The organism is Microbacterium sp. JC 701 (genome assembly GCF_021026215.1).
Taxonomy (GTDB): domain Bacteria; phylum Actinomycetota; class Actinomycetes; order Actinomycetales; family Microbacteriaceae; genus Microbacterium; species Microbacterium algihabitans.
This window is the reverse complement of the sequence record NZ_JAJNCV010000002.1, coordinates 538,095-560,099: the sequence shown is the minus strand read 5'-3', so window position 1 is coordinate 560,099 and position 22,005 is coordinate 538,095. Positions and strand designations below refer to the sequence as shown.

Below are 22,005 nucleotides of genomic sequence, written 5' to 3'. Positions count from 1 at the left end.
CCCCTTCTCACCTTTCTCCCGGTTCTCGAGGTACTCCCATGTCCATCGATTCCTCCACGGCAGCCATTCCCCGGCCGCCCGCCCGCGCCGCTGCCGCGCCCGTGATGACGGGTGCGCAGGCGGTCGTCCGCTCGCTCGACCTGCTCGGCGTCACCGACGTGTTCGGTCTGCCGGGCGGGGCGATCATGCCCGTCTACGACCCGCTCATGGACGACGAGCACGTGCGCCACATCCTCGTGCGTCACGAGCAGGGCGCCGGCCACGCGGCCGAGGGCTACGCCGCCGCCTCGGGCAAGGTCGGCGTCGCCATCGCGACGTCGGGCCCCGGTGCGACCAACCTCGTCACCGCGATCGCCGACGCCTACATGGACTCGGTGCCGCTGGTCTGCATCACCGGCCAGGTGTTCTCCACCCTCATGGGAACGGACGCCTTCCAGGAGGCCGACATCGTCGGCATCACCATGCCGATCACCAAGCACTCGTTCCTGGTGAAGTCGGCCGACGAGATCCCCGGCGCGATCGCGGCGGCCTTCGAGATCGCCTCGACCGGGCGCCCCGGCCCCGTGCTCGTCGACATCACGAAGGACGCCCAGCAGGCCGAAGCGCCGTTCGTGTGGCCGCCCAAGATCGAGCTGCCCGGCTACCGGCCGGTCACCAAGGCGCACGGCAAGCAGATCCAGGCCGCGGCCCAGCTGCTCGCCACCGCGAAGAAGCCCGTGCTGTACGTGGGCGGCGGCACGATCCGCGCCAACGCCGCGGCCGAGCTGAAGGTGCTGGCCGAGGCGACCGGTGCCCCGGTGGTCACGACGCTCATGGCGCGCGGGGCGTTCCCCGACTCGCACGAGCAGCACCTCGGCATGCCGGGCATGCACGGCACCGTGCCTGCGGTGCTCGCCCTGCAGGAGAGCGACCTGCTCGTCTCGCTCGGTGCCCGTTTCGACGACCGCGTGACCGGCAAGGCGGCGCTGTTCGCCCCGAACGCGCAGGTGGTGCACGTCGACATCGACCCCGCCGAGATCTCGAAGATCCGCACGGCCGACGTGCCGATCGTGGGCGACCTGAAGGACGTGCTCGTCGACCTCGACGCCGCCTTCCGCGCCGCCGACGCCGAGAACCCGCACGACTACACCGAGTGGTGGACCTACCTGAACGGCCTCCGCGAGGAGTTCCCGCTCGGGTACACGCCGACCACCGACGGGCTGCTCTCGCCGCAGTACGTGATCCAGCGCATCGGCGAAATGACCGGTCCCGAGGGCGTCTACGCCTCGGGCGTGGGTCAGCACCAGATGTGGGCGGCGCAGTTCATCAAGTACGAGCGCCCGAACGCGTGGCTCAACTCCGGCGGCGCCGGCACCATGGGCTACGCCGTTCCGGCGGCCATGGGCGCCAAGGTGGCCCAGCCCGAGCGCGCCGTCTGGGCGATTGACGGCGACGGCTGCTTCCAGATGACCAATCAGGAGCTCGCGACCTGCGTCATCAACGACATCCCGATCAAGGTCGCGATCATCAACAACTCCTCGCTGGGCATGGTGCGCCAGTGGCAGACGCTGTTCTTCGACGGCCGCCACTCCAACACCGACCTGAACACGGGACACGGCACGCGTCGCATCCCCGACTTCGTGAAGCTCGCCGAGGCCTACGGATGCCTGGCGATCCGCGTCGAGAAGGAAGACGAAATCGACGCGGCGATTCAGCTCGCCCTCGACACGAACGATCGCCCGGTCGTGATCGACTTCGTCGTGAGCGCCGACGCGATGGTGTGGCCGATGGTGCCGCAGGGCGTCAGCAATAGCTACGTCCAGTACGCGCGCGACCACTCGCCCGCCTTCAACGAGCAGGAGGACTGAGATGTCTCGTCACGTTCTGAGCCTCCTCGTCGAGGACAAGCCGGGTCTGCTGACCCGCGTCGCGGGCCTGTTCGCCCGTCGCGGCTTCAACATCGAGTCGCTCGCCGTGGGCGTCACCGAGGTGCCGGGCCTGTCGCGCATCACGGTCGTCGTCGACGTCGAAGGTCTGCCGCTCGAGCAGGTGACCAAGCAGCTGAACAAGCTCATCAACGTCATCAAGATCGTCGAGCTCGACGCCGCCAGCTCCGTGCAGCGCGAGCACGTGCTCGTGAAGGTGCGCGCCGACAACGCGAGCCGCTCCAACGTGCTCGAGGTCGTCAACCTCTTCCGCGCGTCGGTCGTCGACTACGCCCCCGACGCCATCGTGATCGAGATCACCGGCGACTCGGGCAAGGTCGCCGCCTTCCTGAAGGCGATCGAGCCGTTCGGCGTGAAGGAGCTCGCGCAGTCGGGCCTGCTCGCCGTCGGCCGCGGCGGCAAGAGCATCACCGAGCGCGTCCTGCGCGGCTGAACCCGTCGGTCCCTGAGCCTGTCGAAGGGCCCGACACCCCGAACGCGTCGGTCCCTGAGCCTGTCGAAGGGCCCGACACCCCGAACCCGTCGGTCCCTGAGCCTGTCGAAGGGCCCGACACCCCGAACCCGTCGGTCCCTGAGCCTGTCGAAGGGCCCGACACCCCGAACTTCACACGTCCCACAAACCCCCGGTCCCTTCGACAAGCTCGGGGACCTCACACAAGGAGAAACATCCTCATGGCAGAGATCTTCTACGACGACGACGCCGACCTCTCGATCATCCAGGGCAAGAAGGTCGCGATCGTCGGCTACGGCTCGCAGGGTCACGCCCACGCGCAGAACCTGCGCGACTCGGGTGTCCAGGTCGTCATCGCGCTCAAGGACGGCTCCAAGTCGGCCGCCAAGGCGCAGGAAGACGGCTTCGAGGTCAAGAACGTCGCGGATGCCGCGGAGTGGGCCGACCTCATCATGATCCTGGCGCCCGACCAGCACCAGCGCTCGATCTTCGCCGACTCGATCAAGGACAAGCTCACCGAGGGCAAGACGCTCGCCTTCGCGCACGGCTTCAACATCCGCTTCGGCTACATCGACGCCCCCGAGGGTGTCGACGTGATCCTCGTCGCCCCCAAGGCCCCCGGTCACACCGTGCGTCGCGAGTACGTCGCGGGACGCGGCATCCCCGACATCATCGCCGTCGAGAGCGACGCCTCGGGCTCGGCCTGGGACACCGCTCTCTCGTACGCGAAGGCCATCGGCGGCACCCGCGCCGGTGTCATCAAGACGACCTTCACCGAAGAGACCGAGACCGACCTGTTCGGCGAGCAGGCCGTGCTCTGCGGTGGCATGAGCCACCTCGTGCAGGCCGGCTTCGAGACCCTCGTCGAGGCGGGCTACCAGCCGCAGATCGCCTACTTCGAGGTGCTGCACGAGCTCAAGCTCATCGTCGACCTCATGTGGGAGGGCGGCATCGCCAAGCAGCGCTGGTCGATCTCCGACACGGCCGAGTACGGCGACTACGTCTCGGGCCCGCGCGTGATCTCGTCCGACGTCAAGGCCAGCATGAAGGCCGTGCTCAGCGACATCCAGTCGGGTGCCTTCGCCGAGCGCTTCATCGCCGATCAGGACAAGGGCGCCCCCGAGTTCCTCGAGCTCCGCGAGAAGGAGCAGGGTCACCCCATCGAGGCGACCGGCAAGGAGCTGCGCGGCCTCTTCGCGTGGAAGCAGCAGGACACCGACTACGTCGAGGGCTCCGCAGCGCGCTGAGTCTCGTCGTCTCGAATGCCCCGGGTGCCTCTGGCCCCGGGGCATTCGGCGTCTCCGCGGCGTCTCGAGGTTCCGGATGCCGCGCCCTCCGGCGACCGGCGGGGCGCGACGAAGCGGCGGGGGAGCCGCGCTAGCGTGGTCGCGTGAGCACTCCGCGCGATGACGACGCCCTCTCGTGGGGCGGTGACGACGACCCGACTCTCGACGTCGGCGAGAAGCACATGCCCGGCCGGGGGAGCGCAGCCCGTCCCGCAGCGTCCGGAGACTCAGCGCCTGAGGCGCTGCAGCCCGAGCCGCTCGAGCCCGAGCCGCTGCAGCCCGACCCCGAGCCCGAGCCGCTGCAACCGGCAGCCGCGCAGACCACGCCGGCCGTTCGGCATCCGGAAAGCCTCGTCGAACCCGCACCCGACGCCGAAGAGGCGCACGCGGGGCCCTCGGCTCCCCTCGGCAACGTCGGTCTCGTGGGCATCGGCATGATCGCGATGGCCTTCATCCTGTTCGCCGTGGGTTGGCTGCTCGCCGGGTTCCGCCTCGTCGACCTCGGACTCCCTGTTCCCCAGGTCACGATCGTCGCGCTGACCATCGGCGCCGGTCTCGCCCCTCTCGTGTGGTTCGTCACGGTCCTCGTGCTGACGCGCAGCTGGCGCACGTGGCAGCGGTTCCTGCTGCTGCTGCTCGGCATCATCCTGCTCATCCCGTGGCCGTTCCTGTCGTTGGGAGCCTTCCTGTGAGCACCGCCGCCCGCACCCGTGTCCTTCCGTCGTGGCTGCTCGTCACGATCGCCGGCTTCTTCGGCCTGTTCTACGCCTACGTGGTGTGGAGCTCGGTCGCGCTGCTGATCCAGCAGGTGAACGGTCCGCTCGGACTCAACGGTCTCGGGTGGTTCGTCTACATCCTCCCGATCGTCTTCCCCCTCGCCGCCTTCGGCGTCTCGTTCGCGATCGGGCAACGACGCAAGGCCGGAGAGCTCGCGATCGTGCTGCTCGCAGGTCTGACGCTGTCGGCCGCGTTCTGGCTTGCGATCGTCGGGTACGGTACGACCTCGTACGGCCTCTACGGCGGCTGAACTCCGGGGGTCCCGGCATCCGGGATCGCGTTCTTCTCGCGCGGAGGTTTTCGTCACGCGAGACCGCATCTCGCTGACATCTGCGTGTCAGGCTGACGCGGGTTCGTCAGCGAGATGCAGTCTCGCGGTGTTGGCACGCCCGGCGGATGTCGGCGCGAGGTCTGCGCGGCTCCGCGCTGATCGGGCGACTCGCGGTGAGCGCCCGACCACCGTCGTGCGGCGTCACACGGTCAGGGCGCCACACGGCTCCGCGCTAGGCTGACAGACGGCCCGCACGGGTCGCGCGCCCGGTTCGCGCCGGCGGTGTGCGACGGTGCGCGTCAGTCCCCAGCACCGTTTCGAAGGACGTATCCGTGACGAAGCCCGTCGTGCTCATCGCCGAAGAACTCTCTCCCGCCACGATCGACGCGCTCGGCCCCGACTTCGACGTGCGCAACGTCGACGGGACCGATCGCCCCGCGCTGCTGTCGGCCCTCGCCGACGCCCACGCGGTGCTCGTGCGCTCGGCCACCCAGATCGACGCCGAGGCCCTCGCCGCGGCGCCGTCGCTCAAGGTCGTCGCCCGCGCCGGTGTCGGCCTCGACAACGTCGACATCAAGGCGGCCACCTCGGCCGGCGTCATGGTCGTCAACGCCCCGACCTCGAACATCATCTCGGCCGCCGAGCTCACCGTCGGTCACGTGCTGAGCCTGGCGCGCCGCATCCCCGCCGCGCACGCCTCGCTCGCGCAGGGCCTGTGGAAGCGCAGCTCGTTCACCGGTACCGAGCTGTTCGAGAAGACGATCGGCATCATCGGCCTCGGACGCATCGGCGCCCTCATCGCCGCGCGCCTGCAGGGCTTCGACATGCGCGTGATCGCGTACGACCCCTACGTCACCGCCGCCCGCGCGCAGCAGCTCGGCGTGCAGCTGGTGTCGCTCGACGAGCTGCTCGAGCAGAGCGACTTCGTCACGATCCACATGCCGAAGACGCCCGAGACCACCGGCATGATCGGCGCCGAGCAGCTGCGCCGCATGAAGAAGACCGCCTACGTCATCAACGTCGCCCGCGGCGGTCTCATCGACGAGGATGCGCTGTTCGACGCCCTCACCACCGGTGAGATCGCCGGCGCCGGCCTCGACGTGTTCTCGACCGAGCCCCCCGCCGAGGGCGGCCCCGCCCGCAAGCTCCTCGACCTGCCGAACGTCGTCGTCACCCCGCACCTCGGCGCCAGCACCGAAGAGGCGCAGGAGAAGGCGGGCGTCTCGGTCGCGCGCAGCGTCAAGCTCGCCCTCGAGGGCGATCTCGTTCCGGATGCCGTGAACGTCGCCGGCGGTGCGATCGACCCGTTCGTGCGCCCCGGTATCGCGCTGGTCGAGATGCTCGGTCAGTTCTTCAGCGGCCTCGCCGACAGCGCCCTGACCAGCCTCGAGATCGAGGTGCGCGGCGAGCTCGCGCAGTACGACGTCAGCGTCTACCGCCTCGCAGCGCTCAAGGGATACTTCAGCCGCATCGTCAGCGAGAGCGTCTCGTACGTCAACGCCCCGCTCTTCGCCGAGCAGCGCGGCGTCGAGGCCCGCCTGGTCGTCGAGGCCGAGAGCCCCCTCTACCGCAACATCACGATCCTGCGCGGCACGCTGGCCGACGGCTCGACCCTCGAGGTCGCGGGCACGCTCGCCGGCACGCGCATGGTGCCCAAGGTCGTCTCGATCAACGGCTACGAGATCGAGGTGCCCATCGAGCAGCACCACGTCGTCATGCGGTATGCCGACCGTCCCGGCATCGTGGCGATCTACGGCCAGAAGCTGGGTGAAGCCGGCATCAACATCGCGGGTCTGCAGGTGGCGGCTCCGGATGCCACCGGCCGTGCCCTCTCGGTGCTCACGGTCGACTCGCCCGTGCCCGACGAGATCCTCGTCGCCATGCGCGAGGCCGTCGGCGCCGACCTGTTCCGCCAGATCGACATCGTCGAGGGCTGATGCCCTGAGCTGTACCGGGGGAGGGGGTCGCGAGAGCGGCCCCCTTCGTCGTTCGTTGGGCGGGTTCTGGCTCTGCGCGGCCGGAATCGGCAGGATCGCGGTTGTGGCCCGCGGCGGTCTCAGGTGGTGGCGGCGACCACGGCGTCGATGAGCTTGTCGAGGTCGGCGCCCTCGATCGTCGGGCCGGGCACGGCGTTGAGGTCGAGCACCGCGTTGAAGTAGAGCCCGTCGCTGACCAGCAGCACCATCTGCAGCGCCGTCTCGTCGCGGGTGTGCGCGCGGAGGCTCTCCTCCCACAGCTCGCGCACGCGGCGCAGGCACGCGGATGCCGCGTCGCTGCCGTTCTGCGCGAGGCGAGAGACCGCGAGGATCGTGACGTCGAGCGGCGAGCCGGTGTTCTGCGACGACCTCAGGTGCGCGGCGACCACGCCCTCGTCGGAGTTCTCGATCTCGGCGACGTCGTCGCGGGCGAGCTGCTCGAGGCGGGCGACGAGGGCCTCTTCGAGGGCGCTCTTCGAACCGAAGTGGTAGAGCAGTCCGCCCTTCGACACGCCCGCGGCGCGGGCCGTGGCGTCCATCGTCGCCGCCCGTTCGCCCTCGTCGACGAGGATGCGGGTGAACGCGTCGAGGACGGCGTCGCGGGCGAGAGGGGGACGACTCATGGTTCCTCGATCGTACTGGCGGGCATCGGTTCTCCTCTGATACTATACCGGCTAGACGGTTTAGAAACGGAACTCGGAATCATGCTCACCTCGTCGTTGCCCACCCATGAGATCACCGTGACCCGCGCCGGGTGGCGCGGATGGTTCGCGCTGGCCGTGCTCATGCTGCCCGTGCTGCTCGTCTCCGTCGACAACACGGTGCTCAGCTTCGCGCTGCCCGAGATCTCGCTGGCGCTGCAGCCCTCGAGCATCGAGCAACTGTGGATCATCGACGTCTACCCCCTCGTGCTCGCCGGTCTCCTCGTGACGATGGGTGTTCTGGGCGACCGCTTCGGGCGCCGTCGCATGCTGCTCATCGGCGCCACCGGGTTCGCCGTGGTGTCGGCGCTGTCCGCCTTCGCACCGACGGCGGCTCTGCTCATCACCGGTCGCGCCCTCATGGGCGTGTTCGGCGCGATGCTCATGCCGTCGACGCTGTCGCTCCTGCGCAGCATCTTCCGCGACCGTGACCAGCGCCGGTTCGCGATCGCGGTGTGGGCCTCGGGCTTCTCCGCCGGTGCGGCCCTCGGTCCGATCGTCGGCGGATTCCTGCTCGAGCACTTCTCGTGGGGCTCGGTCTTCCTCATGGCGGTGCCGGTGCTCGTGCCGCTGCTGATCCTCGCGCCGTTCTTCGTGCCCGAAAGCCGCGACCCCGCGCCGGGTCGCTTCGACCCGACCAGTGTGGTGCTCTCGCTCGCGACGATGGTCCCGATCGTCTACGGCATCAAGAAGCTCGCGGTCGATGGTCCGATGTCGCTGGCTCCGGTGCTGTTCGTCGTGGGCATCGTGTTCGGCTGGCTGTTCGTCCGCCGCCAGCGCGCCCTCACCTCGCCGATGCTCGACATGTCGCTGTTCCGGCGCGGCACCTTCTCGGGTGCGATCCTGGTCAACCTGTTGAGCGTGGTCGGGCTCGTGGGGTTCCTGTACTTCGTCGCCCAGCACCTGCAGTTGGTGGTCGGCCTGTCGCCGATGGTCGCCGGTCTCGCGCTGCTGCCCGGGCTCGTGCTCATGATCATCGCCGGTCTCGCCGTCGTCCCCGTTGCCAAGCGCTTCGCTCCGCGGGTCGTCGTGCCCACGGCGCTGGCGTTCTCGGTCGTCGCCTACGTGATGGTGGCGTTCTCGACCGCCGACCTCGTCCTGCTGATCGTGGCGTTCGGGCTGCTCGGCATCGGCATCGGCGCGGCCGAGACGGTGTCGAACGAGTTGATCCTCTCGAGCGCGCCGTCGGCGAAGGCCGGGGCCGCGAGCGCCGTGTCCGAGACCGCCTACGAGGTGGGCGCCGTGCTCGGAACGGCGGTGCTCGGCGGCATCCTGGCCGCGTTCTACCGGGCGCAGCTGGTGCTGCCCGCCGGCCTGCCGGATGCCGCGGCCCAGGCCGCGCGCGAGACCCTCGCGGGCGCCGTCGCCGTGTCGAACACGCTCGACGATCCGACGCTGGCCGAGGCCCTCCGCACCGCCGCCGCGCACGCCTTTGACTCCGGTGTGGTCGTCACCGCCCTCATCGGTGCCGGGCTCATCGTCGTGGCCGGCGTGATCGCTGCCACTACCCTGGGAGGATCCCGCAGCACGTCGAAGCAATGACGTGCCCGAGCTCTGAGGAGAGCGATGTCGCGTGTCGTGAAACTGGCCGTCATCCCCGGTGACGGAATCGGTCCCGAGGTCGTTGCAGAGGCCGTCAAGGTACTCGATGCGGTCACCGCCGCGTCCGACGTCACGTTCGAGAAGACGCCCTTCTCGCTCGGTGCCGGTCGCTACCTCGAGACCGGCGACACGCTCACCGACGACGACCTCTCAGCGATCGCCGGCCACGACGCGATCCTGCTGGGCGCCGTCGGCGGAGTGCCCGGCGACCCGCGCCTGAAAGACGCGAACATCGAACGCGGCCTGCTGCTCAAGCTCCGCTTCGAGCTCGACCACTACGTCAACCTGCGCCCCTCCAAGCTGTACCCCGGCGCCGCGGGGCCGTTGGCAGAGCCCGGCGACATCGACTTCGTCGTCGTGCGCGAAGGCACCGAAGGCCCGTACGTCGGCAACGGCGGTTCGATCCGCCGCGGCACCGCGCACGAGGTCGCCAACGAGACCTCGGTCAACACCGCCTACGGCGTCGAGCGCGTCGTCCGCTACGCCTTCGCCCTCGCGGAGCGCCGTCGCCACAAGCTGACGCTCGTGCACAAGACGAACGTGCTCGTCCACGCGGGCGGCATGTGGAAGCGCATCGTCGATGCCGTGGCCCAGGAGTTCCCCGGGGTCGACGTAGACTACCTGCACGTCGACGCGGCAACCATCTTCCTGGTCACGAACCCGAGCCGCTTCGACGTGATCGTCACCGACAACCTCTTCGGCGACATCCTGACCGACCTGGCCGGCGCCGTCACCGGAGGCATCGGCCTCGCCGCATCGGGCAGCATCAACCCCGACGGCGCTTTCCCCTCGATGTTCGAGCCCGTGCACGGATCGGCGCCCGACATCGCGGGAACCCAGAAGGCCGACCCCGCGGCCGCGATCCTCTCCGTCGCCCTCCTGCTCGACCACCTCGGGCTGACCGACGAATCCGCCCGCGTCACCCGCGCGGTCGAAGACGACATCGCGAGCCGCGACGGGGTCCGCACCACCGCTCAGATCGGCGACGCCATCGCCGAACGCGTCCAGGCGTAACCTGGACCGATCGGCGAGCATCGCCTCCGGCACTCGAGAAGCTTTGGAAAACGAATGACCACCATCGACACCGATCCCGACACCGGACTCGACCCGCTCGAGTTCTCCGTCACGCGCAACCTCGCGGCCAAGAGCACGACCGACCGCGACGCGATCCTCGCCAACCCCGGCTTCGGGCAGAGCTTCACCGACCACATGGTCGACATCTGCTGGTCGGTGCGCGGCGGCTGGCACCGCCCGCGCGTCTCGCCCTACGGCCCCATCTCGCTCGACCCGGCGGCAGCGGTGCTGCACTACGGCCAGGAGATCTTCGAGGGCATCAAGGCCTACCGTCACGCCGACCGCTCGGTCCACACCTTCCGCCCCGACCAGAACGGCCGCCGCCTTCAGCGCTCCGCCCGTCGCCTGGCGCTCCCGGAGCTGCCGGTTCCGTACTTCCTGCAGTCGCTGCGCGAGCTCATCGCGGTCGACGGCGCGTGGGTGCCGTCGGGTGACGACCAGAGCCTGTACCTGCGCCCGTTCATGTTCGCGAAAGAGGCGTTCCTCGGCGTCCGCCCCGCGCACAAGGTCGCCTACTACCTGATCGCCAGCCCCGCCGGCGCCTACTTCAAGGGCGGCGTGCAGCCGGTGTCGATCTGGCTCAGCGAGGACTACTCCCGCGCCGGCAAGGGCGGTACGGGTGCGGCCAAGACCGGCGGCAACTACGCCGCGAGCCTGCTGCCGCAGTCCGAGGCGTACGAGAACGAGTGCGACCAGGTCGTCTTCCTCGACCAGGACCGCAACGTCGAAGAGCTCGGCGGCATGAACGTCGTGTTCGTCTACAAAGACGGCACGATCGTCACCCCGCAGTCCGACTCGATCCTCGAGGGCATCACCCGCGACTCGCTCCTGCAGCTCGCCCGCGACCGTGGCCACCACGTCGAAGGACGCAACGTCTCGCTCGACGAGTGGCGCCAGGGCGTGGCATCCGGAGATATCGTCGAGGTGTTCGCGTGCGGCACCGCCGCGGTCGTCACCCCGATCGGCGTGCTCAAAGGCCGCGACTTCATCGACGAGCAGCCCTCGGGCACCCTCGCCCTCGAACTGCGCGAAGAGCTCACGAACATCCAGTACGGTCGCGCCGAAGACAAGCACGGCTGGCTGTACCGACTCGACGCCTGACGCGCGTCGTCTCACGGAGGGGTTCCCGGATGCCGGGGGCCCCTCCGTCGTTCGTGCGGGGGCTTCGACGGGCTCAGCCACCCCTACCGCCGCGGGGCCGGGGGAAGGCGAGGTCCCCGAGCCTGTCGAAGGGGGTCCCTGAGCCTGTCGAAGGGGTCCCTGAGCCTGTCGGAGGGGTCCCTGAGCCCGTCGAAGGGGGTCCTGAGCCTGTCGAAGGGGGTCCCTGAGCCTGTCGAAGGGCCGGACCCTCACTGGTGTCGGAGGCCGCGGATAGGCTGGTTCCGTGAAGATCGCTCGTTTCAGCCACCAGGACGCCCTCCGCTACGGCATCGTCGACGACGACCACCTCGTCGTGCTCGAAGGCGACCCCATGTTCGCCGGCTTCGGCACCACGGGGGAGCGCATCCCCCTGTCCGAGGTCGCCCTGCTCGCGCCGGTCATCCCGCGCTCGAAGGTCGTCTGCATCGGCAAGAACTACCACGACCACGCCGCCGAGATGGGCGGAAAGGCTCCCGCCGAGCCGCTGATGTTCCTCAAGCCCAACACCTCGGTCATCGGTCCGAACGACCAGATCGTGCGCCCGACGAAGCTCAGCTCGCGCACCGACTACGAGGGCGAGCTGGCCGTCGTCATCGGTCGCATCGCCAAGAACGTCCCCGCCGAGCGCGCGGGTGAGTACATCTTCGGTTACACCGTCGCCAACGACGTCACCGCTCGCGACCTGCAGGCCACCGACGGCCAGTGGTCGCGTGCGAAGGGCTTCGACACGTTCTGCCCCGTCGGCCCGGTGATCGAGACCGACCTCGATCTGAAGACCGCGTCCATCACGACGCGCGTCAACGGCGAGGTGCGTCAGCAGGGTCCCGTGTCCGACATGATCCACGACATCCCGGCGCTCATCGAGTACGCCAGCGCCGTGTTCACCCTCCTCCCGGGCGATCTGATCCTCACCGGAACGCCGGCGGGCATCGGCTCGTTCGACGCCGGCGACGTCGTCGAGGTCGAGATCGACGGCATCGGGGTGCTGCGCAACACCGCGCGCGATGCCTGACACCGCCGCACCCGCGGGCATCGACCTCGCCGCCGCCCAGCGCCGCACGGTGCGGGTGCTCGCGGCGGGGCAGGTACTCACGGGTGTCGCGTTCGGGGCGACACTGTCGCTCGGAGCCCTGCTCGCGGCCGACCTGTCGGGGCAGGAGGCGCTCTCGGGCTTCGCCACGGCATCCGTCACCCTCGGCGCGGCGCTCACCGCGATCCCGCTCGCGCGACTTGCGGGCCGTCGCGGACGCCGCCTGGCGCTGACGACGGGCAACGTCGCGGCTCTCATCGGCATCACCGTGGTGATCGCCGCGGCAGCGCTGCGCCTCTTCCCGTTGCTGCTCGTGGGCATCGCCCTCATCGGCGCGGGCAACGCGGCGACCCTGCAGTCGCGGTTCGCCGCCACCGATCTGTCCACGAGCACGCGCCGCGGGCGCGATCTGGCGACCGTGGTCTGGGCCACGACCGTGGGCGGGGTGGTCGGGCCGCTGCTGCTGGCTCCCGGCGAGCTCATCGGCGCAAGCGTCGGCATGCCGCCGCTCACCGGGGCGTACCTGTTCTCGTTCGCCGCGCAGGTCTGCGCGTTCGCGCTGTACGTGCTCGTGCTGCGCCCCGACCCGCTCCTGCTCGCCCAACGCCTCGACCGCGAGCGGACGGCATCCGCCCTCGCTCCCACCCCCGAAATCGATCGCCCGCGCACCGCGCGCTTCGCGATGCTCGCGGTGGCTGCCTCGCACGTGACGATGGCCTCGGTGATGGCGATGACTCCGGTGCACCTCTCGCACATCGTCGCCCCGGATGCCGTGACCCTCGCTGTCGGCGTCACCATCGCCCTGCACGTGTTCGGCATGTACGGTCTGTCCCCGGTCTTCGGCGTGCTCGCCGACCGGTGGGGACGCATCGCCGTGATCGTGCTGGGACAGGTGCTGCTGGCCGCCTCCCTCGCCGTCGCATCGGCCTTCTCCGAGAGTCAGGCGGGCGTGCTCGTCGCTCTCGCGCTGCTCGGGCTGGGGTGGAGCGCCGCGACAGTAGCGGGTTCCGCGCTGCTGACCGAGGCGACGCCGCTCGCCCTGCGTCCTCGACGTCAGGGGCGCAGCGACACCCTCATGACCGCCTGCGCGGCGGTCGGCTCGGTGGTGGCCGGAGTCATCCTCGGCCTCGTCGGGTACGGCGGGCTCGCGCTGTGGGCGTTCGTGCCCGTCGCGCTCGTGTGCGTCGGTGCCGTGGTCGTCGGAGCCCGGCGGTCCTCACCCGCCACGTGAGTCGCTACGAAACGCGCGGCTCAGATCGCGTAGACCAGGCCGTCGAAGGCCGACAGGTCTGAGGCCCCGCGCACGCCGAGGGCGTGCAGGGCGCGGTCGACGTCGAGCTCGTCGTTGAAGACGTGGAACGCCACGCGAGCACGGCCCGCGCGCCCCGACGCCGTGATGCCGTGCGCCGTCAGCTGCGCGAGCGCCTCGCCGGTGGCATCCGGCCACGTGACGATCGCCGACGGGCGCTCGGGCTGCGCGAGCCCCAGGCCGTCACGGAAGCGCGCCGCCAGACCCGTCGTGTGCACGTACGCGGCAGTGATGTCGGCATCGGCGAACAGCGCCAGCGCGGGCGCCGCGCCCACGAACGCCTGCCACGCGGGCGAGACGTCGAAGCGGCGGGCATCGGGAGCCAGCACGTCCCCCGTTCCGTAGCACGACGACCACGGGTCGTCGCCGGAGTACCAGCCGGCCTGCACGGGGCGGATCTCGCTCGCGAACGCGGGGGAGAGGGTGAGGAACGCCACTCCGCGCGGGCAGCACAACCACTTGTAGGCGTGGCAGACGGTCGCGTCGAACATGGTCGCGTCGACGGGGAGCCAGCCGGCCGCCTGCGTGAGGTCGCAGAGGGTGCGCGCGCCGGCACGGGCGGCAGCGGCGGCGATGCCCGCGGCATCTGCAACCTCTCCCGTCGCCGACTGCACGAGCGAGAACGCCACGAGCCACGTGTCGGGCGAGACGGCGTCGGCCAGTCGGTCGAGGGGAGCCGTGCGCAGACGCACTCCGCGGCCCGCGTGGGCGAAGGGCGCGACGAGCGAGGCGAAGTCGCCCTCGGCGCACAGCACCTCGGCGCCGTCGGGCACCGAGGCGGCGATCAGCGAGACCAGCACCGAAGTCTGCGAGCCGATCGCGACGTCTCGCACGGGGGTGCAGACCAGGCGGGCGTACGCGGCCCGGGCGTCTTCGACGGCGAGCGAGGCACCGACGACGTCGGGGCGACCGGATGCCGCGGACTCGAGGTCGGCGCGCACGGCCGACACCGTGGCGCGCGTCGGCAGACCGAGGGTGCAGGCTGCGAGGTAGTCGCGGCCGCCAGCGAAGTGCGAGGCGAGGCTGCTCATGGATCCAGGATCCCGTCGCGCCTGACATTGCACTAGAGCAGGTGTTGCATGGGACCCATGCAGTCTGCTTATGTATCCGCATGGCCGACATCGACGACCCGCTCGACGCCCACGGACTGAGGGTCGTCAAGGCGATCGCCGACACCGGCTCGATCACGGCCGCCGCGCGCGCCCTCGGGTACAGCCAACCCGCCGTCAGCCAGCAGCTGCGCCGTCTCGAGCGCCGCGCCGGTCTGCCCATCGTCGAGCGCGTGGGCCGGGGCGTTCGTCTCACGGAGGCCGGCCAGGTGCTCGCCCGACACGCGGCGACGGTCACCACCGCCCTCGACGCCGCCGCCGGCGACCTCGCCGAACTACGGGGACTGCGCGCGGGACGCGTGCGCATCGCCGCGTTCCCTTCCGCGTCGTCGATCGTCGTGCCCCGCGTGATCGCGGCGGTCACCGCGCGTCGCCCGGGTGTCTCGATCAGCTTCGTCGAGGCGGAGCCGCCCGAGGCGATCGCCGCCGTGCGCGAAGACCGCGCCGACATCGCCCTCACCTACAGCTACCCCGGGGATCGACGCGAACACCTCGAGTCCGCGGCATCCGGTCTCTCGTCCCGGGTCATCGGCGACGACGACACGGTCGTGGTCGTCCCCACGGGGCACCCCGCGGCCGCTCACGACCCGATCGATCTGTCGCAGCTGGCGGGGGAGCGGTGGATCGCCGGGTGTCCCCAGTGCCGCGGGCACCTGCTCGAGGCGTGCGGTCGTGCCGGATTCACGCCCGACATCGCGTTCGAGACCGACAACTTCATCGCCGTGGAGAACCTCGTCGCACAGGGGGTGGGCATGGCGATCCTTCCGCGCATGGCCGTCGTCTCGCTGCCGATGCTCTCGGGCATCGCGGCGCCGCGCCTGCCGAGTGCGGAGGCCCGAACGCTCCACGTCGTCACTGCTCGCGGCGCTGAGCACGTGCCCGCGGTGGGGGCGGCTCTCGAGGTCGTCGGCGAGGTGCTGGCCCGCCATCTCGACTCCACGGGCATGGGTACCGCCCGCCGGTAGGATCGAGGGGATGTCTGCCACGCCCGATCCCCGCACCACGACCGCCACCGGCGCCGACGTTCGCGTTCGGTTCTGCCCCTCACCCACGGGGCTGCCGCACGTCGGTCTCATCCGCACCGTCCTGTTCAACTGGGCCTACGCCCGGCACAACGGCGGCAAGCTCGTCTTCCGCATCGAAGACACCGACGCCGCGCGCGACAGCGAGGAGAGCTACCAGCAGCTCCTCGAGGCGCTGCGGTGGATGAACATCGACTGGGACGAGGGTGTCGAGGTCGGAGGCCCGCACGCCCCCTACCGCCAGTCGCAGCGCCACGAGATCTACCGCGAGGTGCTCGACAAGCTCATCGCCGCGGGTGCCGTGTACGAGAGCTACTCGACCGCCGAAGAGATCGACGCGCGCAACGAGGCGAACGGCCGGGCGAAGCAGCTCGGCTACGACAACTTCGACCGCGACCTCACCGACGAGCAGAAGGCCGCCTTCCGCGCCGAGGGGCGCGAGCCCGCGTGGCGCGTGCGCGTGCCCGACGAAGACCTCACCTTCGTCGACCTCATCCGCGGCGAGGTCACTTTCCCGGCCGGGTCGTTCCCCGACTTCGTGATCGTTCGTGCCGGCGGCATCCCGCTGTACACCTTCGTGAACCCCGTCGACGACGCGCTCATGGGCATTACCCACGTCATCCGCGGCGAAGACCTCATGCCCTCCACCGCTCGTCAGCTCGCGCTGTACCGGGCGCTGCTCGACGCCGGGGTCACCGACTTCCTGCCGCGCTTCGGCCACATGCCGCTCGTGCTGGGCGAGACCGGCAACAAGAAGCTCTCCAAGCGCGACCCGCAGGCCGACCTCTTCTTGCAGCGCGAGAAGGGCTTCATCCACGAGGGTCTGCTCAACTACCTCTCGCTGCTCGGCTGGTCGCTCGCGAGCGACCGCGACGTGTTCTCGCTCGACGAGATGATCGCCGCCTTCGACATCGCCGATGTGAACCCCAACCCGGCGCGCTTCGACCAGAAGAAGGCCGAGGCCATCAACGGCGACCACATCCGCATGCTGATTGCCGATGACTTCGCCGCCCGCATCGTGCCCTACCTCGCGGGGGCGGGCTTCATCGCGGAGCAGCCCAGCGAGGAGCACCGCGCGATCATCGCTCAGGCGGCGCCGCTCGTGCAGGAGCGCGTGCAGCTGCTGGGCGAGGTCCCCGGCATGCTCGGGTTCCTCTTCGTGTCGGAGGTCGACTACGCCGACGACGCGATGAAGGGGCTCCCCGCCAACGCGGGTGAGGTGCTCGTGGCATCCGTCGGCGCTCTCGAGCTCGTGCCCGACGGCGAGTTCACCGCTGCAGCCGTGCAGGAGGCCCTGTCGAAAGCCCTCGTGGAGGAGCTCGGCCTGAAGCCCCGCGTCGCGTACGGTCCGCCGCGCGTCGCCCTGACCGGTCGCCGCATCTCGCCGCCGCTGTTCGAGTCGATGGAACTGCTCGGCAAGACCGAGACGCTCCGCCGCCTCGGCGCCCTCGTGACGCACCTGGGCTGAGACGCTCCGACGATCCCCGCGACTCTCCGGTCGCGGGGATCGCGCGTTCCGGCGCAGGGGAGCGGAACGCGGGAATTGCGACGCGAATCGGGGATCCGCGCGCGATTCTGCGATAGTGGCGTCCGGGCGACGCGCCGCCCAGGACGCGCCCGGGACGCGCGGGGCGGGGCCCCGGTTTGGTGCATCGCTCCGCGTCACGTAAGCTTGATCCTCGGCACGAGTTACGGCTCGAAGCCATTGGGGTATGGTGTAATTGGCAACACGGCGGTTTCTGGTTCCGTTGTTCTTGGTTCGAGTCCAGGTACCCCAGCTTCACGAAAAGGCCCGGTGATCGCAGAGATCCCGGGCCTTTCGCGTATCCGCCGACGGCGCTCAGCCGTGAACCCGCTATGACGCTGCCGGTCGGTCATGGTCGTCGACGGAGACAGGGGCACAATGTCGGCATGGGACTGTTCGTACAGCGACCGGAAGAACCCGGCGAGTGGGCCGGCCTGCCCGGCGAGCCCGCCCGCCCGAAGACGCGAGCCGAGATGTTGCCCGACGACGAGCAGCCCGAGGCGTCGCCCGGCGGTCTGCTGGGCCTGGTCGACGCTCCCGTGACCTCGATCGAGATCCCGCTCGGCGGCGATCCGTCGTGATCCGTCGCACCGTCACGCACGCGAGCCTGATCCTGGTGTCCGCGGCCGTCGTGGCTCTCCTCGCGGGGTGCACGCAGGAGACTCCGGATGCCGTGACCCCGACCGCCGTGGTGCCGAGCCCCGCGGCATCCGCTGATCAGGCCCTGGCCCCTTCGGTGGTCACTCCCGGCGATCTCGACGGTACGGACGTCTCCGTCGTCATCGCGACCTCTCTCGTGCTGGCCGTGCCCGACGGCACGGAGGCGGAGTGGACGGGGACCACCGACGACGTCTCGATTGCCGAGTTCTCGGGCGGAGGCCCCTCGGAAGGAGCGGTCTTCCGTCCCGGCTTCACCGCCCGCGCCCTCGGGACCACGGCCGCGACCCTCACCGGACCCGACGGGAAGACGGAGTCGTTCCGCATCTCGGTCGTCGCGCCGTAGCGCGGGGGCGGGCTCAGTAGCGGGAGAGCACCGCGAGCAGCTCCTCGCCGGAGTCCGTCTCTCGCCCGAGGCTCTTGCGCTGTACGTCGGCGAGGTGATGCTCGACCAGGGCGCACGCGGCGTCGGCGTCGCCCGCCTCCAGCATCTCGAGCAGCTGCTCGTGCTCGGCGATCGAGACCTCTTGGTCGATGTCGCGTCCGTAGATCGACAGGATCAGGGCCGTCCGCGACACGACTTCCGACATGTAGCGCACGAGCAGGGTGTTCTCGCTCTCGCGCGCGATCAGCAGGTGGAACTCGCCGCCGAGCCGCGCCGACACGGTCGGGCGCCGGGACTCCCAGGCCTCGCGCTCCGCCCGCACGTGAGTGCGCAGCCGTGCGAGGGCGGCCGGGTCTCGGCGTTCGGCGACCAGGCGCACGCCCTCGCGCTCGAGGGCGGCCCGCACGGTGAACGCGTCGCGCGCCTCGTCGATGGTCGGTCGGGCGACGGCGGCCGATCGACCCGGAGGTGAGTCGACCACGCCGTCTCCGACGAGGCGTTGCAGGACCGTCCGCACGAGCGTGCGGCTCACGCCGTAGTGCGCGGCGAGGGCTTCTTCGCCGAGCTTCGTGCCGGGCGTGAGCGCTCCCTCGATGATCGCGGCACGCAGAGCCTCGTACGCGCGTTCCGCGCGCTCCGACGGGCGGGGGTCGTCTGCGGGCGTCGATCGTGGCATGGCTCGACTGTATACGGAGAGAGACCCTCTCTCACGGTTCCAGAGGGCCGAAACCTGTTGGACGCATGGGTGAAACCCGCGCAGTCTGTATACGAGATAGGAATGCACCTGTATACAGAAAGGACGCCACGTGTACGTCACCCTCACCGCTCAGCAGCGCGAACTCTTCGACCGCTCCCTCTCCGCCGGCGAAGCACTCGATCTCGACGACCTCGCACGCACGGCTCTCACCGAAACGGCATCCGGGATCCGTCGCCGCCCCCTCCCGGGCGTGCAGCCCACGGAGTGGACGTGGCGCGACGACGTCGCCTTCACACCGTCGACCCAGCGCGTCGTGCGGGAAGAACACCGCCTCGAGCCCGGCACCGGTAAGGCGTTCGAGGTGCGGGCCGGCCAGATTCTGCGGGTGTCGCAGGTGTCGGGCGACCAGTGCGCCGACCTGAACGTCTTCAACCTGCACGACTACCGCGAGGCGATGCACGTCGGCCGCACGCGCACCCTGCACGGCATCCATCCGGACCAGGGATCGTTCCTGTGGTCGGCCCCGCCGCGCGAGCGGGCGATGATGTACCTGCTCACCGACGACGCCGGGCTCAACGACACCCTGTTCCCGCGGTGCAGCGCCGCGATGTACGAGTCGATGTTCGGCTTCGACGAGCACACGAACTGCGCCGACATGCAGGCAGAGGCGCAGCGCGAATACGGGCTGACCCCCGACGACGTGCACGACTCGTTCAACCTGTTCATGGGAACGCGGGTGAACCCCGACGGCTCCTGTGAGGTCGTGCACCAGCACACCCCGGCCGACGCGTTCGTCGAGCTGATCGCGCTCATGGACGTGCTGGCCGTGCCGAACGTCTGCGGCAACGACATCTTCCGCACGAGCAACTACGCGCTGCGCCCACTCGATGTCACGGTGATGGATGCCGCGGAGGCCGACCTCGCCGCGGTCCCGGGGTTGCGCGCGCACCGCTCCCAGCGCACGCCCGCCGCGTTCACGCAGCCCCTCATCCGTACCGAGCGATCGCTGCGACGCGACCCCGAGTACTCGCCGACGTTCGCGCGCACGCCCGTCACCACCGAGCGGGTCGAAGTATCGCTCGACGAGACGGGGGCAGCGCTCCTCGATGCACACGCGCGCCGTGACCTGTACGGCGACGACGACGAGGCGGCCCTGCGCGACCTGCTGATCAGCTGGTGGGTGGCCAGCCATGCCTGAGCCCACCACCCCGCACGAGGTCGACGACTTCGACACCCTGCCGCCCTATGAGCGCTACAAACTGCTCGCCGGTCTCATCGTCCCGCGTCCCATCGCGTGGATCACGACGGTCGACGCCGACGGGGTGGTCAACGCCGCGCCCTTCTCGATGTTCGCGATGGTGGGGGAGGACCCGCCCCTGCTGATGGTGAGCATCGACCGCCCCGCCGACGGTGGTCGCAAGGACACGGCGGCCAACATCGACGCGACGGGGGAGTTCGTCGTGCACCTGGTCGACCGTCCGCTCGCTGAGCAGATGGATGCCACGAGCACTCGGCATCCGTCCCACGTCGACGAACTCGCCCTCGTCGGCGTCGACACGGTGCCCGCGCAGACGGTGCGCCCGCCGGTCATCGCCGCCGCCCCCGTCGCCCTGGAGTGCGAACTCTGGCAGCGGCTCGAGATCCCCAGCCGCGAGATCTTCTTCGGCCGGATCCGGCGACTGCGCACGCGGTCCGGGCTCATCGACCGCGAGCTCATGCGCGTGCGCCTCGCCGACTACGCCCCGATCGGGCGGTTCGGCGCGAGCTTCTACACGACGACGATCGACCGTTTCACCCTCGCCGGCCAGCCGGCATCCACCTCCCTCGACACCCTCTGAGCACCACCCGAACCCGCAAGGAGCACCCATGTCCCCGTATCGCCGCGGCCCCGCCGCCGTCGCCACCCTCGCCGTCGCCGCCTTCGCCCTCAGCGCCTGTGCGGGCGCGGGAAGCGCGGCCGGCCCCGCTGCCCCGCCGTCGTCGGGCGCCGAGATCGGCTCCGTCGACCTCTCGAGCGTCTGCCCCTCGACGGTCGTCATCCAGACCGACTGGAACCCCCAGGCCGAACAGGGCGGGCTCTTCAACCTGCTCGGAGCGGATGCCGAGATCGACGCCTCACGCAAGAGCGTGTCGGGCCCGCTGATGTCGAAGGGCGAGTGGACCGGCGTGAACGTCGAGATCCGCGCCGGCGGCCCCGCGATCGGATTCCAGGGTGTGCCCTCGCAGATGTACACCGACCCCGACATCCTGCTCGGGTGGGTCAACACCGACGACGCGATCTCCGCCTCGGACGCCCTGCCGACGACGGCCGTCATGTCGACGTTCGAGAAGGCGCCGTGGGCGATCATGTGGGACCCGCAGACCTACCCCGACGTGCGCACGATCGCCGACATCGGCCGCACCTCGACGACCGTCCGCTACTTCGACGGCACGACGTACATGGACTACCTGGTCGGGTCGGGACAGCTCCGCGCCGACCAGCTCGACGGCTCGTACGACGGCACGCCCGCCGGCTTCGTCGCGGCCGACGGAAAGGATGCGCAGCAGGGCTTCGCGACCGTCGAGCCGTGGGTGTACGAGAACGCGATCGCCGAGTGGGGTCGCCCCCTGTCGTACCAGCTGGTCGCCGACACGGGGTACCCGATCTACGCGGTGGCGCTGTCGGTGCGGACGGAGGACGTGACGGCGAAGAAAGACTGTCTCGAGAAGCTCGTGCCCGTCGTGCAGCAGGCGAGCGTGGACTACTTCGCGGATCCCGCCGCGGCCAACGATCTGCTCGTGCGCGCGGTCGAGGCCTACGACAACGGGTGGGTGTACCCCGCGGCCGAGGCCGAGAACTCCACCACACAGCAGCGGGAGCTCGACCTGGTCGCGAACGGGGCCGACGGCGTCTTCGGGTCGTTCGACGCAGACCGGGTGGCGAAGGTGCAGCAGATCGTCTCGCCGATCCTCGCCGAAAGGGGCGTCGAGGTGGAGCAGGGTCTGACGCCCGAAGACCTGGCGACGAACGAGTTCCTGGATGCCGGGATCTCGCTGCCCTGACGAGCGCAACGACTGCGGGGCCGGGG

The 22,005-nt window shown here is 70.1% G+C and carries 21 protein-coding genes and 1 tRNA gene; 19 read left to right on the top strand and 3 right to left on the bottom strand.

Translation table 11 applies throughout. The features are described from left to right. Positions 1–38 precede the first annotated feature (38 nt). The 6 genes from LPW41_RS10620 to serA all read left to right on the top strand — a co-directional run bounded on the left by LPW41_RS10620 (position 39) and on the right by serA (position 6,647). Positions 39–1,847 carry an acetolactate synthase large subunit gene (locus LPW41_RS10620; RefSeq protein ID WP_154096454.1) on the top strand — a complete coding sequence of 603 codons (1,809 nt, stop codon included), beginning with the start codon at positions 39–41 and terminating at the stop codon, positions 1,845–1,847. A 1-nt stretch (position 1,848) separates the two neighbouring features. Continuing rightward, positions 1,849–2,358: an acetolactate synthase small subunit gene (gene ilvN, locus LPW41_RS10615; RefSeq protein ID WP_144834820.1), complete on the top strand. Its 510-nt coding sequence runs from the start codon at positions 1,849–1,851 to the stop codon at positions 2,356–2,358. Between the two features lie 239 nt (positions 2,359–2,597). After that, positions 2,598–3,623, top strand: coding sequence for a ketol-acid reductoisomerase (gene ilvC, locus LPW41_RS10610; protein WP_144834822.1), 1,026 nt, complete (start codon positions 2,598–2,600; stop codon positions 3,621–3,623). Between the two features lie 143 nt (positions 3,624–3,766). Continuing rightward, positions 3,767–4,354 carry a DNA polymerase III subunit gamma/tau gene (locus LPW41_RS10605; protein WP_187358392.1) on the top strand — a complete coding sequence of 196 codons (588 nt, stop codon included), beginning with the start codon at positions 3,767–3,769 and terminating at the stop codon, positions 4,352–4,354. After that, the gene (locus LPW41_RS10600; protein ID WP_154096456.1) at positions 4,351–4,689 is read left to right on the top strand and encodes a bacitracin resistance protein; all 339 of its coding nucleotides are present in this window, start codon (positions 4,351–4,353) and stop codon (positions 4,687–4,689) included. The genes LPW41_RS10605 and LPW41_RS10600 overlap by 4 nt, the downstream gene beginning before the upstream one ends. A 353-nt stretch (positions 4,690–5,042) precedes the next feature. Then, positions 5,043–6,647, top strand: a complete 1,605-nt coding sequence (gene serA, locus LPW41_RS10595; RefSeq protein ID WP_144834828.1) for a phosphoglycerate dehydrogenase — start codon at positions 5,043–5,045, stop codon at positions 6,645–6,647. A 119-nt stretch (positions 6,648–6,766) separates the two neighbouring features. Here the strand turns inward: serA and LPW41_RS10590 are convergent, their stop codons facing one another. Then, positions 6,767–7,309 (bottom strand): TetR/AcrR family transcriptional regulator, encoded by a 543-nt coding sequence (locus tag LPW41_RS10590; RefSeq protein ID WP_144834830.1) that lies wholly within the window; start codon positions 7,307–7,309, stop codon positions 6,767–6,769. 81 nt (positions 7,310–7,390) lie between these two features. Here LPW41_RS10590 and LPW41_RS10585 point away from each other — a divergent pair, with 81 nt between their 5' ends. From LPW41_RS10585 to LPW41_RS10565, 5 genes are all read left to right on the top strand, one after another. After that, positions 7,391–8,929 carry an MFS transporter gene (locus LPW41_RS10585; protein WP_144834833.1) on the top strand — a complete coding sequence of 513 codons (1,539 nt, stop codon included), beginning with the start codon at positions 7,391–7,393 and terminating at the stop codon, positions 8,927–8,929. A gap of 24 nt (positions 8,930–8,953) precedes the next feature. Next, on the top strand, positions 8,954–10,003 hold the full coding sequence (locus tag LPW41_RS10580; RefSeq protein WP_230704774.1) for a 3-isopropylmalate dehydrogenase: 1,050 nt from the start codon (positions 8,954–8,956) through the stop codon (positions 10,001–10,003). Positions 10,004–10,057: 54 nt separating this feature from the next. Then, complete coding sequence (locus LPW41_RS10575) at positions 10,058–11,164, top strand: branched-chain amino acid aminotransferase (RefSeq protein WP_230704773.1); 1,107 nt, start codon at positions 10,058–10,060, stop codon at positions 11,162–11,164. A 283-nt stretch (positions 11,165–11,447) separates the two neighbouring features. Further along, on the top strand, positions 11,448–12,215 hold the full coding sequence (locus tag LPW41_RS10570; protein ID WP_230704772.1) for a fumarylacetoacetate hydrolase family protein: 768 nt from the start codon (positions 11,448–11,450) through the stop codon (positions 12,213–12,215). After that, the gene (locus LPW41_RS10565) at positions 12,208–13,464 is read left to right on the top strand and encodes an MFS transporter (protein ID WP_230704771.1); all 1,257 of its coding nucleotides are present in this window, start codon (positions 12,208–12,210) and stop codon (positions 13,462–13,464) included. Before LPW41_RS10570 ends, LPW41_RS10565 begins: the two co-directional genes overlap by 8 nt. A 20-nt stretch (positions 13,465–13,484) precedes the next feature. Here the strand turns inward: LPW41_RS10565 and LPW41_RS10560 are convergent, their stop codons facing one another. Next, on the bottom strand, positions 13,485–14,573 hold the full coding sequence (locus LPW41_RS10560; RefSeq protein ID WP_144834843.1) for an aminotransferase class V-fold PLP-dependent enzyme: 1,089 nt from the start codon (positions 14,571–14,573) through the stop codon (positions 13,485–13,487). Between the two features lie 80 nt (positions 14,574–14,653). On the opposite strand from LPW41_RS10560, the gene LPW41_RS10555 reads away from it, so the two are divergent. From LPW41_RS10555 to LPW41_RS10535, 5 genes are all read left to right on the top strand, one after another. Next, on the top strand, positions 14,654–15,616 hold the full coding sequence (locus LPW41_RS10555; RefSeq protein WP_230704770.1) for a LysR family transcriptional regulator: 963 nt from the start codon (positions 14,654–14,656) through the stop codon (positions 15,614–15,616). A gap of 10 nt (positions 15,617–15,626) precedes the next feature. After that, positions 15,627–17,141, top strand: coding sequence for a glutamate--tRNA ligase (gene gltX, locus LPW41_RS10550; RefSeq protein WP_230704769.1), 1,515 nt, complete (start codon positions 15,627–15,629; stop codon positions 17,139–17,141). A gap of 238 nt (positions 17,142–17,379) precedes the next feature. After that, positions 17,380–17,451, top strand: a tRNA-Gln gene (locus LPW41_RS10545). Between the two features lie 133 nt (positions 17,452–17,584). Next, positions 17,585–17,779 carry a hypothetical protein gene (locus LPW41_RS10540; protein ID WP_186325579.1) on the top strand — a complete coding sequence of 65 codons (195 nt, stop codon included), beginning with the start codon at positions 17,585–17,587 and terminating at the stop codon, positions 17,777–17,779. Beyond that, positions 17,776–18,201 carry a hypothetical protein gene (locus LPW41_RS10535; protein ID WP_144834851.1) on the top strand — a complete coding sequence of 142 codons (426 nt, stop codon included), beginning with the start codon at positions 17,776–17,778 and terminating at the stop codon, positions 18,199–18,201. The genes LPW41_RS10540 and LPW41_RS10535 overlap by 4 nt, the downstream gene beginning before the upstream one ends. A gap of 13 nt (positions 18,202–18,214) precedes the next feature. On the opposite strand, the gene LPW41_RS10530 is transcribed toward LPW41_RS10535, so the two are convergent. Next, a complete protein-coding gene (locus LPW41_RS10530) occupies positions 18,215–18,916 on the bottom strand; it encodes a GntR family transcriptional regulator (RefSeq protein WP_230704768.1) in 702 nt (233 codons plus the stop codon). Between the two features lie 130 nt (positions 18,917–19,046). Here LPW41_RS10530 and LPW41_RS10525 point away from each other — a divergent pair, with 130 nt between their 5' ends. Genes LPW41_RS10525 through LPW41_RS10515 form a run of 3 tightly spaced genes read left to right on the top strand, consistent with a single transcriptional unit; the run spans position 19,047 to position 21,979 of the window. Further along, complete coding sequence (locus LPW41_RS10525) at positions 19,047–20,135, top strand: DUF1989 domain-containing protein (RefSeq protein WP_230704767.1); 1,089 nt, start codon at positions 19,047–19,049, stop codon at positions 20,133–20,135. Beyond that, entirely contained in the window at positions 20,128–20,775 is a 648-nt protein-coding gene (locus tag LPW41_RS10520) for a flavin reductase family protein (protein ID WP_144834857.1), read from the top strand. Before LPW41_RS10525 ends, LPW41_RS10520 begins: the two co-directional genes overlap by 8 nt. 28 nt (positions 20,776–20,803) lie before the next feature. After that, entirely contained in the window at positions 20,804–21,979 is a 1,176-nt protein-coding gene (locus LPW41_RS10515; RefSeq protein ID WP_230704766.1) for an ABC transporter substrate-binding protein, read from the top strand. The last annotated feature ends 26 nt before the right edge of the window (positions 21,980–22,005 follow it).

Excerpts from the sequence above, each read along its gene's own strand:
- LPW41_RS10620 (WP_154096454.1), top strand. The coding sequence starts at position 39 with ATGTCCATCGATTCCTCCACGGCAGCCATTCCCCGGCCGCCCGCCCGC.
- ilvN (WP_144834820.1), top strand. The coding sequence starts at position 1,849 with ATGTCTCGTCACGTTCTGAGCCTCCTCGTCGAGGACAAGCCGGGTCTG.
- ilvC (WP_144834822.1), top strand. The coding sequence starts at position 2,598 with ATGGCAGAGATCTTCTACGACGACGACGCCGACCTCTCGATCATCCAG.
- LPW41_RS10590 (WP_144834830.1), bottom strand. The coding sequence starts at position 7,309 with ATGAGTCGTCCCCCTCTCGCCCGCGACGCCGTCCTCGACGCGTTCACC.
- LPW41_RS10585 (WP_144834833.1), top strand. The coding sequence starts at position 7,391 with ATGCTCACCTCGTCGTTGCCCACCCATGAGATCACCGTGACCCGCGCC.
- LPW41_RS10580 (WP_230704774.1), top strand. The coding sequence starts at position 8,954 with ATGTCGCGTGTCGTGAAACTGGCCGTCATCCCCGGTGACGGAATCGGT.
- LPW41_RS10575 (WP_230704773.1), top strand. The coding sequence starts at position 10,058 with ATGACCACCATCGACACCGATCCCGACACCGGACTCGACCCGCTCGAG.
- LPW41_RS10565 (WP_230704771.1), top strand. The coding sequence starts at position 12,208 with ATGCCTGACACCGCCGCACCCGCGGGCATCGACCTCGCCGCCGCCCAG.
- LPW41_RS10560 (WP_144834843.1), bottom strand. The coding sequence starts at position 14,573 with ATGAGCAGCCTCGCCTCGCACTTCGCTGGCGGCCGCGACTACCTCGCA.
- LPW41_RS10555 (WP_230704770.1), top strand. The coding sequence starts at position 14,654 with ATGGCCGACATCGACGACCCGCTCGACGCCCACGGACTGAGGGTCGTC.
- gltX (WP_230704769.1), top strand. The coding sequence starts at position 15,627 with ATGTCTGCCACGCCCGATCCCCGCACCACGACCGCCACCGGCGCCGAC.
- LPW41_RS10540 (WP_186325579.1), top strand. The coding sequence starts at position 17,585 with ATGGGACTGTTCGTACAGCGACCGGAAGAACCCGGCGAGTGGGCCGGC.
- LPW41_RS10530 (WP_230704768.1), bottom strand. The coding sequence starts at position 18,916 with ATGCCACGATCGACGCCCGCAGACGACCCCCGCCCGTCGGAGCGCGCG.
- LPW41_RS10520 (WP_144834857.1), top strand. The coding sequence starts at position 20,128 with ATGCCTGAGCCCACCACCCCGCACGAGGTCGACGACTTCGACACCCTG.
- LPW41_RS10515 (WP_230704766.1), top strand. The coding sequence starts at position 20,804 with ATGTCCCCGTATCGCCGCGGCCCCGCCGCCGTCGCCACCCTCGCCGTC.